Raw genomic sequence first — 14,978 nt, forward strand, 5'->3', positions numbered from 1 at the left:
TTGCTCCCTCGCCACATCTCAGCGCAATTGGTCGACCATGTCCTCGACCGTGCTCAGCACGTCCTTGCCCAGTTGCATTGAACGTTTGCCGGACCAGCCCGTGCGTGGGTTCGGGTGGTCGTCGTGGTCCTTGAACGGCATTTCCAGGGTCAGGGACAGGCAATCATATTTCTGCCCAACCGCGTTGCAGGCCAAGGTCATGTTGGCCTGGCCCGGTTCGTCGCGGGTGTAGCCGTGGGCGGTCTGGAAGTCTTTGGTCTGGTGCTTGAGGTGGCTGCGAAAGCGCTCTTCGAGTCCGGCGATGCGCGGCGTATAACCAGGGTTGCCTTCGCAACCGGCGGTGAAGACATGGGGTATCTCTTCGTCACCGTGGACATCGAGGAACAGATCGACGCCGTACTTTTCCATCTGTTGCTGTACGAAATAGACCTCGGGGCTGATTTCCGGACTGGCGCTCTGCCAGGCCCGGTTGAGGTCCTGGCCCATCAAGTTGGTGCGCAGGTGCCCGTGGAACGCGCCATCCGGGTTCATGTTCGGCACCAGGTACAGGTCGGCCTTGGCGAGCAAACGGTTCAGCTGGGCGTCGTCCTGATGCTGGAGGCGTTCGATTACTCCCTCCATGAACCATTCGGCCATGTGCTCGCCGGGATGCTGCTGCGCAATGATCCAGATCTTGCGTCGGCCCTCGGCACCGCTGCCTTTGCGCAGCAATTGAATATCACGGCCCTCGACGCTTTTGCCGGTCGCCAGCAGTTCGGTACCGGCCTTGTGCTGCGCCTGTTCGATCAGCCAGTCGTGACGGCCGCGGCTGTAGGGTTCGAAATAGGCAAACCAGGCGTGGGGCTGTTCGGCTTCCAGATGAAAGCGCAGGGCGTCGCCCTCGAATTGCGTAGGAATACGGAACCAGTTGACGTGATCGTAGGACGCTACGGCTTGGTAGCCTGTCCACGCCTTGTTGTAGGACGATTGGCTGGCATTGAGCAGGCGGAAAGAATATTCCTGGCCGACGTGCAGGCCACTGGCCTTGAAATGAAACCATTGGAAATGCGCGCTTCGGGTGTCTGGCCTGATTTTCAGCAGCGACTGCAATGGGTTGCTGATGTCCACGACGGCAATATTGCCGCTGTCGAAGTTGGCGCTGATATCAAAGGAAGATTTAGCCACGGTCACGGTTCCGGTAGAGGATCTTGTGGCCGTTACTTTACACGCAGGACGGGCGAACCGGGACGATTAGCGCCATGGAAAGAAGGGGGCGCCCTCCCTGGACGCAGTAGCAGATTAGACAGTCCCTGAATGATTCTCAAGTGCTGCCTGTCGTTCATTCACTCTGTTGCAGCGCAGAAGCTTTGGTGAGCGAAGTGCGTTTGTTATCATCGCCGTCATCGAATCAGCAGCATCCAAAGACTTCATTAGCCTGAAGCCATAAGCCGAAAAATCGGCAAAAAAAGACCCGGCAAAAAGCCGGGTCAAAAACCGTGATTAGCCTGATGAGGAGATATTCCAGAGGTCCGACCTAAGGTCCTCTGGGCTATCGACTGATCTCGCGACCAGCTGATTCAATAATAATCATTATCATTTGCAAGTCAAATGTTTTTATTGCCTCGATTGGAAATTATTTCTCGTGGCCCGCGTTCGCGGCGTCATTTCAAGCGTTGCGGCTAGCGTGCCGGATAGCCATCCAGGGTCCGGTCGAGCATGACCTTGACCAGATCGATCATATGCACCACCGAAAACGCCAGGTCACGGCTCGGGCCGTTCAATCGGCTGGCGGATTCGTGGGCGGTGGCGGCTGCACAACGTAGCAGGTCGCAAGCATGAACCAGGGCTTCCTCCCCACTGATGTTTCGGTTGACGTCGAAGAAGCGATGTTCCGCCGGGTTGTCGGCAATATCCGGTTTCAGGTAGTGGTCCAGGGCGCGTTTGGCCGCCGGACAATCCTGAAGCGACGAAAATGGGGTGTTCGAGGGGCCTGCGGGCTCATCGTTGTTGGGCTTGTCCATGATGTCGAGTTTCTCCGTGCGGGTTTGGAAATCCTGATCCCAGCTTAGTACTCAGCGTAATTGTGACGATAATTTAAATACTACAACTTGTGTTTTGCTGGACGGCGTCAGCCACGTATCGTGCCGCTCATGGATAAATGGATAGAGTTGGTCAAGGCCAGGATGAAGGAGCAGCACATCACGCAAGTGGTGCTCGCAGAGCGTCTGGGGATGTCTCAGGGAGGGGTCGGCCATTGGCTGACCAAGCGCCGGCAACCCAGTCTCGGAGACATGAACCGGGTGCTGCAGGAGCTGGGGCTGGAGTTCCTCGAGGTGGCAATGGTGATCCGCGAGCCGGACACCTCCACCGACGAGGGGATGGCCCTGGCACAGAAGTACAACCCGTACTTTCGCTACCCGGTCAGTGACTGGCGCGACATCGGTCTCGTCCGCGAAGAGAATGTCGCGGACTACGGCCAGCCGCGCTATGAGCTGACGGACTACCATGCACGGGGCGACGCGTTCTGGCTGGTGGTGATGGGGGATGCGATGACGGCGCCAAGCGGCTTGAGCATTCCCGAGGGCATGTCGATCCTGGTGGATCCGGCGATCGAGGCGGTGCCCGGCAAACTGGTGATTGCCCGATTGCCAGGCAGCAGCGAAGCGACTTTCCGCAAGCTGATGGAAGAGAGCGGGCAGCGTTACCTGGTTCCGCTCAATCCGACTTATCCGAAAAACCTGTTTACCGACCAATGCCGCATCATCGGCGTGGTCGTACAGGCAACCATCAGGTTCTGACTGGATCGGCCCGGAAACCGGGCCGAATGTCTATTCTTCCAGTTCCACCAGCGCGCTGCCCTCGCTGACCATCTCGCCCTCCTGGCAATACACCGCCTTGATCACGCCAGCCTTGGGCGCGCGGATGCTGTGCTCCATTTTCATCGCCTCCAGCACTACCAGTTGCGCGCCGGCTTCCACCGCCTGGCCAGCGCTCACCAGCACCCGAACGATGCTGCCATTCATGGGGGCGACCAGGCCGCCCTGCTGGCTATGGCTGGCCTCGGCCGCCGCCAGCGGGTCGTAGGAGTCGACTCGATACAGATCGCCCTTCCATTGCAAATAGAGACTGTCGCCGTGGCGAATGGCTCGATGTTCGCGGCGCACACCGTTGTGCTCGATGATCAAGTGCTCGCCCCTGAGCTCGGCGCCGCGACCAGCAACATCCAGGGTCACGGCGCGATCCTGGCCATCGCAACTCAGGTGCAGGGTGATTTCCGCTGGCAGCCCCAGGCGCAGCCCGGCGGTAGCGGCCCATGGCGAGTTGCTGTCATCGGCGCGGACACGTGGCGTCAGGCTCAAGGCGAAACCCTGGGCCGCAGCGCGCCAGAAATCGTCATCCAGTTCGCCGGGCTCCGGCAACAATTGCGCCTGGTAGCGCGGGATGAAACCGGTGTCCAGTTCCGCCGCCGCGAAGGCGGGGTGAGCGATGATACGGCGGAGAAAACCGATGTTGGTTTTCAGCCCGCCAATGGCGAACTCGTCGAGCATGGCCAACAACCGCAAACGTGCCTGTTCACGGTTTTCTCCCCAGGCAATCAGCTTGCCGAGCATCGGGTCGTAGAAGGGCGAGATCTCATCATCTTCATCAACACCACTGTCTACCCGGCGACCTGGGCCTTCGGCCGACTCGCGATACAGCGACAGGCTCCCCGTGGCGGGAAGAAAATCATTGGCCGGATCTTCGGCGTACAGACGTACTTCGATGGCGTGACCCAGCAGCGGCACCTGCTCCTGGTTGATCGGCAACGGCTCGCCCTGGGCGACGCGGATTTGCCAGGCCACCAGGTCGAGCCCGGTAATCGCTTCGGTCACCGGATGCTCGACCTGCAGCCGGGTATTCATTTCCATGAAAAAGAATTCGCCTCGCGAATCCAGCAGAAACTCCACCGTACCCGCGCCGACATAGCCGATCGCCTTGGCCGCCCGTACGGCGGCTTCGCCCATCGCCCGGCGCAGTTCCTGGCTCAGGCCCGGCGCCGGTGCCTCCTCGACGACCTTCTGATGGCGACGCTGGATCGAGCAGTCGCGTTCGTTGAGATACAGGCAGTTGCCGTGCCGGTCGGCGAACACCTGGATTTCCACGTGGCGTGGCTTGAGCAGGTATTTTTCCACCAGCATTCGCGCATCGCCGAACGACGACTGCGCCTCACGCTGCGCGGAGGCCAATGCCTCGGCCAGTTGGCTGACCTCCTCGACGACCTTCATGCCCTTGCCGCCGCCGCCTGCCGTGGCCTTGAGCAGCACCGGATAACCGATGCGCTCGGCGGCGGCGCGGAACGTCTCCAGATCCTGGGCTTCACCGTGATAGCCTGGTACCAGCGGCACGCCGGCGGTTTCCATCAAGGCCTTGGCGGCGGACTTGCTGCCCATGGCTTCGATGGCCGAGGCGGGTGGGCCGAGAAAGATCAACCCGGCATTTTCGATGGCCCTGGCGAACCCGGCATTCTCGGAAAGAAAACCGTAGCCTGGGTGGATAGCCTGGGCGCCACTGGCTTGCGCCGCAGCGATCAGTTTGTCGATTTGCAAATAGCTGTCGGCGGCCTTGCTGCCGCCCAGATCGACACGCACATCGGCTTCCCTGCTATGACGCGCATCACGGTCGGTGGCGCTGTGCACCGCAACGGTGGTCAGGCCCATGGCCTTGGCTGTGCGCATGACGCGGCAGGCGATTTCGCCGCGGTTGGCGACCAACAGGGTAGTGAGGGCAGGGGCGCTCATCGACGCGGCTCCTTGTTGTCTGACTCGGTTTGCCAGCTCGGTGGCCGTTTTTGCAGGAACGCCCGCAGGCCTTCCTGGCCTTCAGGGCTGACCCGTATCCGCGCGATGGCATTTTCGGTGTAGCGTCGCAACGCCGGGGTCAGCGCACCGTTGCCGACTTCGCGCAGCAGTTCCTTGCTGGCGCGCATGGCCGCCGGGCTGTTGAGCAGCAGGTTGTCGATCCACTTGCCGAGCTGATCATCCAGGCTCTCGGCCGGGTAACTGTCCGACAGCAAACCGATTTCCTTGGCCCGTTGCCCACCGAAACGTTCAGCGGTCAGGGCGTAACGCCGTGCCGCCCGTTCGCCGATGGCCTGCACCACGAATGGGCTGATCACGGCCGGCGCCAGGCCGATGCGTACTTCGGACAGGCAGAACTGCGCATCATCGGCACCGATGGCCATGTCACAGGCGCTGATCAAACCCAGCGCGCCGCCGAACGCCGCGCCCTGGACAACGGCGAGTGTCGGGATCTTCAGCTTGGCCAGGTTGTACATCAGCTCCGCCAGTTCCCGGGCGTCGTCGAGGTTGGTGTGGTAATCGAGTTCGGCGGATTGCTGCATCCAGGCCAGGTCGGCGCCGGCGCTGAAATGTTTGCCACGACCACGGATCAGCAGGAAGCGCAGGGTCGGATCGCTGCCGACCTGGTCCAGGGCGAGGATCAGCTCGCGGATCATCTCGGCGTTGAACGCGTTGTTTTTTGACTCGCGATCGAGCCACAAGGTGGCGAAGCCGCGCGGGTCCATTTGCAATTGGAGCGTGTTGTATTGAGTCATGGGCGTTCCCCGGTTACATCCTGAACACGCCGAAGCGGCTCGGTTCGATGGGCGCGTTCAGCGACGCGGACAAGGCCAGGCCCAGCACATCGCGCGTCTGTGCCGGGTCAATGACACCGTCATCCCACAGCCGCGCGCTGGAATAGTAGGGATGCCCTTGTTCTTCGTACTCGTCGAGGATCGGTTGCTTGATCTCGGCCTCCTGAACTGCGCTGAACGGCTGGCCGCTGCGTTCGGCCTGTTCGCGCTTGACCTGCACCAGCACGCCGGCCGCCTGTTCGGCGCCCATCACGCCGATCCGCGCATTCGGCCACATCCACAAAAAGCGCGGGTCATAGGCGCGGCCGCACATGCCGTAGTTACCGGCGCCGAAACTGCCGCCGATGATCACGGTGAATTTCGGCACCCGGGCGCAGGCCACCGCGGTCACCAGTTTTGCGCCGTGCTTGGCGATGCCGCCGGCTTCGTATTTCTGACCGACCATGAACCCGGTGATGTTCTGCAGGAACAGCAGCGGTATGCCGCGCTGGCAGGCCAGTTCGATGAAGTGCGCGCCTTTTTGTGCGGCCTCGGCGAACAGGATGCCGTTGTTGGCCAGGATGGCCACCGGGTAACCGTGCAAGTAGGCGAAACCGCAGACCAGGGTCGTTCCGAACAGGGCTTTGAACTCGTCGAACACCGAGCCGTCCACCAGACGTGCGATCACTTCTCGCACGTCGAATGGCTGCTTCGCGTCGGCCGAAACCACGCCGTACAGCTCCTCACTCGAATACAGCGGGGCGATGGGCGCACGTTGCTGCACATCACCGAGCTTGCGCCAGTTGAGGTTGGCCACGCTGCGACGGGCCAGCGCCAGGGCGTGTTCATCGCTGTCGGCGTAATGGTCGGCGACACCGGAAATCTTGCAGTGCACGTCGGCACCGCCCAGGTCCTCGGCACTGACCACCTCTCCAGTCGCCGCTTTTACCAACGGCGGGCCGGCGAGGAAAATCGTTGCCTGCTGGCGGACCATGATCGCCTCGTCCGCCATCGCTGGCACGTACGCGCCGCCAGCGGTGCAGGAACCCATGACTACGGCAATCTGCGGAATGCCCTGGGCACTCATGTTGGCCTGGTTGAAGAAGATCCGGCCAAAGTGCTCACGGTCGGGGAACACTTCGTCCTGGCGCGGCAGGTTGGCACCGCCGGAATCCACCAGGTAGATGCAGGGCAGGCGGTTCTGTTGGGCGATGGTCTGGGCACGCAGGTGTTTTTTCACCGTCAGCGGGTAATAGGAACCGCCTTTGACGGTCGCGTCGTTGGCGACAATCATGCATTCGACGCCTTCCACGCGACCGATCCCGGCGATCACGCCGGCAGCGGGAACGTCTTCGCCGTACACCTCGTAAGCCGCCAGCGGACTGATCTCCAGGAACGGCGAACCCGGGTCGAGCAAGCGATTGATGCGCTCCCTGGGCAGCAATTTGCCCCGTGAGGTATGCCGTTCCTGGGCCTTGGCTCCGCCGCCTTGCTGGACGTGGGCGAGCAAAGTACGCAGGGCCTCGACCTGGCCGAGCATCGCATCGCGGTTGGCGCTGAATTCCGGCGAGCGTGGGTTGAGCTGAGTGTGCAGCGTGGCCATGGTCAGCTCCGTTAGCGGGTTTCGTTGAACAGTTCGCGACCGATCAGCATCCGTCGGATCTCACTGGTGCCGGCGCCGATTTCATACAGCTTGGCGTCACGCAGCAGACGCCCGGCCGGGAATTCATTGATATAGCCATTGCCGCCCAGGATCTGGATGGCATCGAGGGCCATTTGCGTGGCGCGTTCGGCGCTGTAGAGGATCACCCCGGCAGCGTCCTTGCGCGTGGTTTCGCCGCGCTCGCAAGCCTGGGCCACCGCATACAGGTAGGCGCGGCTGGCGTTGAGCTGGGTGTACATATCCGCAACCTTGCCCTGGATCAGCTGGAATTCGCCGATGCTCTGGCCGAACTGCTTGCGATCATGGATATAGGGCACGATCAGGTCCATGCAGGCCTGCATGATCCCGGTGGGGCCGCCGGACAAGACCACGCGCTCGTAGTCGAGGCCGCTCATGAGGACTTTCACGCCGCCGTTGAGTGCGCCGAGGATGTTTTCTTCCGGCACCTCGACGTCGTCGAAAAACAGCTCGCAGGTGTTGGAGCCGCGCATGCCGAGCTTGTCGAACTTGTTGCTGCGGCTGAAGCCTTTCCAGTCGCGTTCGACGATGAACGCGGTAATGCCGTGGGCGCCTTTTTCCAGGTCGGTCTTGGCGTAGATCACATAGGTGTTGGCATCAGGCCCGTTGGTGATCCAGGTCTTGCTGCCATTGAGAACGTAGCGGTCGCCGCGTTTGTCGGCGCGCAATTTCATCGAGACCACATCGGAGCCGGCGTTCGGTTCGCTCATGGCCAGGGCGCCGATGTGTTCGCCGCTGATCAGCTTGGGCAGGTACTTGGTTTTCTGCTCATGGTTGCCGTTGCGATTGATCTGGTTGACGCACAGGTTGGAGTGGGCGCCGTAGGAGAGGGCGACCGAGGCCGAGCCGCGGCTGATTTCTTCCATCGCCACCACATGGGCCAGATAGCCCAGGCCAGCGCCGCCATATTCTTCCGGGACGGTGATGCCCAGCAGGCCCATGTCGCCGAACTTGCGCCACATATCGGCGGGGAACAGATTGTCGATGTCGATCTGCGCCGCCCGAGGCGCCAACTCTGCCTTGACGAAGGATTGCACCTGGTCGCGCAACATATCGATAGTTTCGCCGAGGGCAAAATTCAGGGATGGGTAGCTCATGGGACACCTTTTGGATTTTTTGTCGGGTGCGGGGAGCGGCGGGAGCGCGCTCACCTTTACGTTAACGTAAGCGCGTGACCCATGGCTGTCAATCGCTCTTTACGTTAACGTCAACTTGGGCCAGAGTAAGGCCGCTTGAACAGCTTTCGAAGTCGTGAGATTCCACCGATACACCCACTAATAAAGACAACAGGGGGCGTCATGGATCAACCCGGTTCGCATTCACAACCCAGCTATACCCGCGGTTCCCAGGCCAAGGCCTTGCTGGCCCAAACCATCGGCGAGGCGTTTGACCAGACGGTGGCCGACTGTCCTGACGGCGAAGCGCTGGTGGTTCGCCACCAATCATTGCGCTACAGCTGGCGAGAATTGGCCGCGGCGGTCGACCTGCACGCCCGGGCCATGCTCGCGCTGGGCCTGGAGACCGGCGATCGGCTGGGCATATGGGCACCCAATTGCGCGCAGTGGTGCATTACCCAGTTTGCCAGCGCAAAGATCGGCGTGATCCTCGTCAACATCAACCCGGCCTATCGGGCCTCGGAACTGGAATACGTGCTCAAGCAATCCGGATGCCGCTGGCTGGTGTGTGCCGGGGCTTTCAAGACTTCGGATTACCACGCCATGTTGCAGGCATTGGCGCCGGAACTGGCAGAGCAATCGATCGGCCAACTGCGAAGCGAACGCTTGCCGGATCTGCGCGGCGTGATCAGCCTCGATTCCCAGCCGCCTTCAGGCTTCCTGCCCTGGTCGCAGCTGGCCGACCTCGGTGCAGCGATCTCGCCTGGGCAATTGGCCGAGCGCCAGGACAGCCTGCATTTCGATCAGCCGGTGAATATCCAGTACACCTCCGGCACCACCGGATTTCCCAAGGGTGCGACCCTCAGTCACCAGAACATTCTCAACAACGGTTACATGGTCGGTGAAAGCCTCGGCCTGACCGCCAGCGATCGGCTGGTGATCCCGGTGCCGTTGTACCACTGCTTCGGCATGGTCATGGGTAACCTGGGTTGCATGACCCACGGCAGTACCATGATCTACCCCAACGATGCCTTTGATCCGTTGCTGACACTGCGTACCGTGGCCGAAGAAAGAGCCACCGCGCTGTACGGCGTCCCCACCATGTTCATCGCCATGCTGGACCAGCCGCAGCGCGGGGATTTCGACTTGTCCAGCCTGCGCACCGGGATCATGGCCGGAGCCACCTGTCCGATCGAGGTGATGCGGCGGGTCATCAATGAGATGCACATGGCCCAAGTGCAGATTGCCTACGGCATGACGGAAACCAGTCCGGTGTCGTTGCAGACCGGTCCCACGGATGAACTGGAATTACGCGTCACCACCGTTGGGCGTACCCAGCCGCAACTGGAGAGCAAGATCATCGACGGGAACGGCGAGGTTGTCCCTCGCGGCACCATCGGCGAATTGTGCACGCGCGGTTACAGCGTGATGCTCGGCTACTGGAACAACCCCAAGGGCACTGCCGAGGCGATCGATGCGCAAGGCTGGATGCACACCGGCGACCTGGCGAGCATGGATGAGCAGGGCTACGTCTGCATCGTCGGACGGAACAAGGACATGATCATCCGTGGCGGCGAGAACGTTTATCCCCGTGAGCTGGAAGAATTTTTCTTTACCCATCCCGCCGTGGCGGATGTGCAGGTGATCGGCATTCCGTGCCCACGCTACGGTGAAGAGATCGTGGCCTGGATCAAGTTTCATCCCGGCCACAGCGTTACCGAGGAGCAGTTGCAAGCGTGGTGCAAGGAACGCATCGCTCACTTCAAGACACCGCGTCATTTCAAATTTGTCGAGCAGTTCCCGATGACGGTTACCGGCAAGATCCAGAAATTCCGCATGCGCGAAATCAGCATCGAAGAGCTGCGTAATCACCAGGGCCAACCACAATCCTAGCGTGGGAGCGAGCCTGCTCGCGAAAGCGGTGTGTCATTCAAGCTGCCATGGTGTGACACATCGCCTTCTGAGCCCATGGAAGAAAGCCAAACCCCAGACAGCACAAAGGGGAGCCGAAGCTCCCCTTTAATTTTGTCGTCGCGTGCTCTTTTTTTATTATTGAGGGGCGGCCTGTTGTTGTTTTTGGCAGCCGTGACCCTTTACCGCTGTTTTTGGCGATCCCCATCCGGGATCAAGAGCAAACGTATTTTTTTGAGCGCTGATCTGCTTTTTCGCCTTGCGATCCAACCGATTCGGGAGCTACCTGGAGGTAGTTTTATTGTTCTCTGCCCGGTTGCGGGTTGCTCCTGGAAGCACCCTGAAAAGCACATCTTCTCCAAAAAAATCTGTTAGCTGCGTCTCTGCCGTGTTGTTTTTGTTATGTCAGAGTCGTTTCGTCTTGTTTTTATTGGGTTTGTCGCTTTTTTTTATTTTTGTTGTACTGGAGATATAGCAGGTGCCGTGCCAACTTTTTAAAATCCTTTTAAATCAATAGATTAGGTTTTTTTGCTGAAAACCCGGTACGACGATTCCAGACAAATTGTTTCCGTGTTACTCGTTTCGCCCCCGTTACAAGCGGTGCGGTAACACCTCACCGCGCCAGGCGCGCCTTGGCCACGCGCGAACCAGTCGGGCGACCCAGCACGTCGCAGATCTGCCGGCCCGCGGCGATGAGCGCGTCCAGGTTCACGCCGGTCTCGATGCCGAGGCCGTTGAGCAGATACAGCACGTCTTCCGTGGCGACGTTACCGCTGGCGCCCTTGGCATAAGGGCAGCCGCCCAGGCCGGCGATGGAGCTGTCGAACACGGCGATACCTTCCAGCAAGCTGGCGTAGACGTTGGCCATGGCCTGGCCATAGGTGTCATGGAAATGTCCCGCCAGTTTGTCCCGGGGCACGTCCGAGCTTACCATCTCGAACATCCTGCGCGTTGCACCGGCGGTGCCGGTGCCGATGGTGTCGCCGAGGGACACCTCGTAGCAGCCCATGGCATACAGCTCCCGGGCGACCCACGCGACCTGCTCGGGCTTGACCTCGCCCTCATAGGGGCAGCCCAGCACGCAGGACACGTAGCCGCGCACGCTGACGCCGCTGTGCTTCGCTGCCTCCATGATCGGTGCGAAGCGTTCCAGGCTTTCCTTGATCGAGCAATTGATGTTGCGCTGGGAAAACGCTTCAGACGCCGCGGCGAATACAGCGACCTCCTTGACCCCCGCCGCCAGTGCGTCCTCGAAACCCCGCAGGTTCGGTGCCAGGGCGCCATAGGTCACGCCGGGCTTGCGCTGGATCTGCGCAAATACCTCGGCCGAACCGGCCATCTGCGGCACCCACTTGGGCGAGACAAAACTGCCGACTTCGATGTAACCCAGGCCCGCATCGCTCAAGGCGTCCACCAGGCGTACCTTGTCCGCCACGCTGATGGGTTGGGACTCATTCTGCAGGCCGTCGCGGGGGCCGACTTCGATCAAACGTACAAAGGAGGGGAGGGACATGGGGATTGACCTGTAGTGAGTTGCCAGAACATCGAGAACGATGATGGGTACCCCTGTGGGAGCGAGCTTGCTCGCGATGACGGAACAACTGGCAAAATTGATATGACTGACACACCGCCATCGCGAGCAGGCTCGCTCCCACAGGGGACGTGTTGCGTTACTGGACGACTTCCTCGCCCTTGATCGTCTGCTCCAGCGCCTGGATACAGCGCTCTTCGGCGGTGTCGAGTTCCAGCTTCATCTGTTCGATGTCCAGCAATTGCTGTTCGAGCTGTTCGCGTCGTTCGGCGATTTTCGCCAGCATGCTGTGCAGCTGTTTCTGATTGCCGCTGCTGGGATCGTAGAGTTCGATCAACTCACGGCACTCGGCAAGAGAGAAACCGATGCGCTTGCCCCGCAGGATCAGTTTCAGGCTGACCTTGTCCCGCGGCGAGTAGATACGTTCCTGACCACGGCGCTCCGGGCGCAACAGCCCCTGTTCTTCATAGAAGCGGATGGCACGGGTGGTGATATCCAGTTCGCGGGCGAGGTCGGAGATGCTGTAGGTCTGGCTGCTCATGGAAGCGCTCGAAACGAAAGGGGTTGGCGCTAAGCTAATGGCAGGTTGACGTTCACGTCAAGCAATGAGCTGTCGACGAAACCTGTGGGAGCGAGCCTGCTCGCGAAAGCGGTAGTCCAGCCAATAGGAATAGTGACTGATCCGACGCTATCGCGAGCAGGCTCGCTCCCACATTGGACAGGCTAAACCTTATCGAGCTTCTTCTCATGCGCCGTCACCTGCTGGCACAGCTCGATCATCTGCTCGCGCATCCAGCGGTTGGCCGGGTCCTGGTCGGTGCTTTCGTGCCAGTAGAGATGGGTTTCCACCGGCGGCACGTCGTTGACCGGCAGCAGGAAAGCATGCAGATCGTGGCGACGGGCGAAACGTTCGGGAACGGTCATGACCATGTCGGTCTGCTGGAGCACCTGGGAAGCCATCAGGTAATGCTGCGAGCGCAGGGCGATCTTGCGCTGGATGCCCATCTTGCCCAATGCCAGGTCGACATAACCGAGGCCGTTGCGGCGGCTGGAGATATGCACGTGGGTCTGGGCCAGGTAATCATCCAGGCTGAGTTTTTCCTTGCCCGCCAACGGGTGGCCCTTGCGCATGGCACACACGTAGCGATCTTCCATCAACTTGACGTGGCGCACCTGCGGATCGGTATTGAGTGGGGCGTCAACCGCGAAATCCAGGCGCCCGGCGGCCAGCTCCTTGGTGGTTTCCCGGCGCTTGGACAGGAAACTCTCGATGGCCACGGTCGGCGCCAGGCGGCGCAGGCGCTGGAACAGCGGCGGCAGGATCACGCCCTCGGTGAGGTCGGTCATGCTGATGCGATAGGTCTTGGCGGCTTGCAGCGGGTTAAAGATCCGGCTTTCCTGCACCGACACCCGTAGCAGCGACAGGGCGTTGCGCACCGGCCCGATAATATTCTGCGCCATCGGCGTGGGCACCATGCCTTGGGCAGTACGCACGAACAGCGGGTCGTTGAACGTCTCGCGCAAACGCGCCAGGGCATTGGACACCGCCGGTTGAGTGATGCCGACGATCTGCCCGGCCCGGGTCAGGTTGGCTTCGGTGTAGATCGCATCAAAGACAATGAAAAGGTTGAGGTCGACCTTGCTCAGATTCATGGCGCTGCACTCTTGTTCTTGGGCTTGTTGTGAGGTGCCGGAAGGCGATGCGAATCAGTGAACCATATATCGGTGATGAATGTTAATACACGCCGAGAATAGGTTAGGTAAATTTTCGTAGCTGAACTAGCATCGATTTCATGACCTAAAAACAACCTCTGCCAAGAAGGTGCTGCCCATGGATTTTGCCTACTCCCCCAAGGTTCAGGAACTGCGTGAGCGCGTCACGGCGTTCATGGATGCCTATGTCTACCCGGCCGAGGCCGTGTTCGAACGGCAAGTGGCTGAAGGCGACCGTTGGCAGCCGACCGCGATCATGGAGGAGCTCAAGGCTAAGGCCAAAGCCGAAGGGTTGTGGAATCTGTTCCTGCCCGAGTCCGAGTTGGGGGCCGGCCTGACCAACCTGGAATATGCACCGCTGGCGGAGATCATGGGGCGTTCGCTGCTGGGCCCGGAGCCGTTCAACTGTTCGGCGCCGGACACCGGCAACATGGAAGTGCTGGTGCGTTACGCCAACGAGGAACAAAAGCAGCGCTGGCTCGAACCGCTGCTGCGGGGCGAGATTCGTTCGGCCTTTGCCATGACCGAACCGGACGTTGCTTCGTCGGACGCCACCAACATGGCTGCCCGTGCCGAGCGTGACGGCAATCAGTGGGTCATCAACGGCAAGAAATGGTGGACCTCAGGCGCCTGCGATCCACGCTGCAAGATCCTGATCTTCATGGGCCTGAGCAATCCCGACGCACCTCGCCACGCCCAGCACTCGATGATTCTGGTGCCGGTGGACACCCCCGGAGTAAAGATCGTCCGCCCGCTACCGGTGTTTGGCTATGACGATGCACCTCACGGCCACGCCGAAGTGCTGTTCGATAACGTGCGGGTGCCGTACGAAAACGTCTTGCTGGGCGAAGGACGCGGCTTTGAAATTGCCCAGGGTCGCCTCGGCCCGGGCCGGATTCACCACTGCATGCGCTCCATCGGCATGGCCGAGCGTGCATTGGAATTGATGTGCCAGCGCGCCATCAGTCGCACCGCGTTTGGCCAGCCGTTGGCGCGCCTGGGTGGCAACATCGACAAGATCGCCGACTCGCGGATGGAAATCGACATGGCGCGCCTGCTGACCTTGAAGGCGGCATACATGATGGACACGGTCGGCAATAAAGTCGCCAAGAGCGAAATCGCCCAGATCAAGGTCGTCGCGCCAAACGTGGCCTTGAAAGTCATTGATCGGGCGATCCAGATTCACGGCGGGGCCGGGGTTTCCAACGATTTCCCGCTGGCCTACATGTATGCCATGCAGCGCACGCTGCGCCTGGCCGATGGTCCGGATGAGGTCCACCGGGCGGCTATCGGCAAGTTCGAGATCGGCAAGTATGTGCCGAAGGAGATGTTGCGTAGCGGGCGCTGAAGCTCGTTCACACAGAGGTTCATCGGTGGACGCGTTATTAGCGTTCACCGCAAGCCCCTGTGGGAGCGAGCTTGCTCGCGATGGCGACC

12 protein-coding genes are annotated in these 14,978 nt (G+C 60.7%); 3 read left to right on the forward strand and 9 right to left on the reverse strand.

Features of this window, described 5'->3' with window-relative positions:
- Window positions 1-18: 18 nt before the first annotated feature.
- Both PSH78_RS09920 and PSH78_RS09925 read right to left on the reverse strand, forming a co-directional pair.
- Window positions 19-1,170, reverse strand: coding sequence for a M14-type cytosolic carboxypeptidase (locus tag PSH78_RS09920; RefSeq protein ID WP_305500125.1), 1,152 nt, complete (start codon window positions 1,168-1,170; stop codon window positions 19-21).
- Between the two features lie 488 nt (window positions 1,171-1,658).
- Window positions 1,659-2,000, reverse strand: coding sequence for a DUF3077 domain-containing protein (locus tag PSH78_RS09925; protein ID WP_305500127.1), 342 nt, complete (start codon window positions 1,998-2,000; stop codon window positions 1,659-1,661).
- Window positions 2,001-2,129: 129 nt separating this feature from the next.
- Between PSH78_RS09925 and PSH78_RS09930 the strand changes: the two genes are divergently transcribed.
- Complete coding sequence (locus PSH78_RS09930) at window positions 2,130-2,777, forward strand: LexA family transcriptional regulator (RefSeq protein ID WP_305500129.1); 648 nt, start codon at window positions 2,130-2,132, stop codon at window positions 2,775-2,777.
- A 30-nt stretch (window positions 2,778-2,807) separates the two neighbouring features.
- Here PSH78_RS09930 and PSH78_RS09935 read toward each other — a convergent pair whose 3' ends face one another.
- The 4 genes from PSH78_RS09935 to PSH78_RS09950 are packed head-to-tail and all read right to left on the reverse strand — an operon-like array spanning window position 2,808 to window position 8,368.
- Window positions 2,808-4,757 (reverse strand): acetyl/propionyl/methylcrotonyl-CoA carboxylase subunit alpha, encoded by a 1,950-nt coding sequence (locus PSH78_RS09935; protein ID WP_305500131.1) that lies wholly within the window; start codon window positions 4,755-4,757, stop codon window positions 2,808-2,810.
- Window positions 4,754-5,572 carry a gamma-carboxygeranoyl-CoA hydratase gene (locus PSH78_RS09940; protein ID WP_305500132.1) on the reverse strand — a complete coding sequence of 273 codons (819 nt, stop codon included), beginning with the start codon at window positions 5,570-5,572 and terminating at the stop codon, window positions 4,754-4,756. The genes PSH78_RS09935 and PSH78_RS09940 overlap by 4 nt, the downstream gene beginning before the upstream one ends.
- A gap of 13 nt (window positions 5,573-5,585) precedes the next feature.
- Window positions 5,586-7,193, reverse strand: coding sequence for a carboxyl transferase domain-containing protein (locus tag PSH78_RS09945; protein ID WP_305500134.1), 1,608 nt, complete (start codon window positions 7,191-7,193; stop codon window positions 5,586-5,588).
- Between the two features lie 11 nt (window positions 7,194-7,204).
- Entirely contained in the window at window positions 7,205-8,368 is a 1,164-nt protein-coding gene (locus PSH78_RS09950) for an isovaleryl-CoA dehydrogenase (RefSeq protein WP_305500136.1), read from the reverse strand.
- A gap of 201 nt (window positions 8,369-8,569) precedes the next feature.
- On the opposite strand from PSH78_RS09950, the gene PSH78_RS09955 reads away from it, so the two are divergent.
- Window positions 8,570-10,279, forward strand: coding sequence for an AMP-binding protein (locus tag PSH78_RS09955; protein WP_305500137.1), 1,710 nt, complete (start codon window positions 8,570-8,572; stop codon window positions 10,277-10,279).
- A 631-nt stretch (window positions 10,280-10,910) separates the two neighbouring features.
- On the opposite strand, the gene PSH78_RS09960 is transcribed toward PSH78_RS09955, so the two are convergent.
- The 3 genes from PSH78_RS09960 to PSH78_RS09970 form a co-directional block, all read right to left on the reverse strand.
- Window positions 10,911-11,810 (reverse strand): hydroxymethylglutaryl-CoA lyase, encoded by a 900-nt coding sequence (locus tag PSH78_RS09960; protein WP_305500138.1) that lies wholly within the window; start codon window positions 11,808-11,810, stop codon window positions 10,911-10,913.
- A gap of 157 nt (window positions 11,811-11,967) precedes the next feature.
- A complete protein-coding gene (locus PSH78_RS09965; protein ID WP_305500139.1) occupies window positions 11,968-12,369 on the reverse strand; it encodes a MerR family DNA-binding transcriptional regulator in 402 nt (133 codons plus the stop codon).
- Window positions 12,370-12,551: 182 nt separating this feature from the next.
- Window positions 12,552-13,481 (reverse strand): LysR family transcriptional regulator, encoded by a 930-nt coding sequence (locus PSH78_RS09970; RefSeq protein ID WP_305500140.1) that lies wholly within the window; start codon window positions 13,479-13,481, stop codon window positions 12,552-12,554.
- Between the two features lie 178 nt (window positions 13,482-13,659).
- On the opposite strand from PSH78_RS09970, the gene PSH78_RS09975 reads away from it, so the two are divergent.
- Window positions 13,660-14,889, forward strand: a complete 1,230-nt coding sequence (locus tag PSH78_RS09975; RefSeq protein WP_305500141.1) for an acyl-CoA dehydrogenase — start codon at window positions 13,660-13,662, stop codon at window positions 14,887-14,889.
- The last annotated feature ends 89 nt before the right edge of the window (window positions 14,890-14,978 follow it).

Source organism: Pseudomonas sp. FP198 (assembly GCF_030687895.1).
Lineage (GTDB): Bacteria > Pseudomonadota > Gammaproteobacteria > Pseudomonadales > Pseudomonadaceae > Aquipseudomonas.

Bases quoted from the DNA above. Each gene is read 5' to 3' on its own strand.
- PSH78_RS09925 (WP_305500127.1), bottom strand. From the start codon at position 2,000: ATGGACAAGCCCAACAACGATGAGCCCGCAGGCCCCTCGAACACCCCA.
- PSH78_RS09930 (WP_305500129.1), top strand. From the start codon at position 2,130: ATGGATAAATGGATAGAGTTGGTCAAGGCCAGGATGAAGGAGCAGCAC.
- PSH78_RS09935 (WP_305500131.1), bottom strand. From the start codon at position 4,757: ATGAGCGCCCCTGCCCTCACTACCCTGTTGGTCGCCAACCGCGGCGAA.
- PSH78_RS09940 (WP_305500132.1), bottom strand. From the start codon at position 5,572: ATGACTCAATACAACACGCTCCAATTGCAAATGGACCCGCGCGGCTTC.
- PSH78_RS09945 (WP_305500134.1), bottom strand. From the start codon at position 7,193: ATGGCCACGCTGCACACTCAGCTCAACCCACGCTCGCCGGAATTCAGC.
- PSH78_RS09950 (WP_305500136.1), bottom strand. From the start codon at position 8,368: ATGAGCTACCCATCCCTGAATTTTGCCCTCGGCGAAACTATCGATATG.
- PSH78_RS09955 (WP_305500137.1), top strand. From the start codon at position 8,570: ATGGATCAACCCGGTTCGCATTCACAACCCAGCTATACCCGCGGTTCC.
- PSH78_RS09960 (WP_305500138.1), bottom strand. From the start codon at position 11,810: ATGTCCCTCCCCTCCTTTGTACGTTTGATCGAAGTCGGCCCCCGCGAC.
- PSH78_RS09965 (WP_305500139.1), bottom strand. From the start codon at position 12,369: ATGAGCAGCCAGACCTACAGCATCTCCGACCTCGCCCGCGAACTGGAT.
- PSH78_RS09970 (WP_305500140.1), bottom strand. From the start codon at position 13,481: ATGAATCTGAGCAAGGTCGACCTCAACCTTTTCATTGTCTTTGATGCG.
- PSH78_RS09975 (WP_305500141.1), top strand. From the start codon at position 13,660: ATGGATTTTGCCTACTCCCCCAAGGTTCAGGAACTGCGTGAGCGCGTC.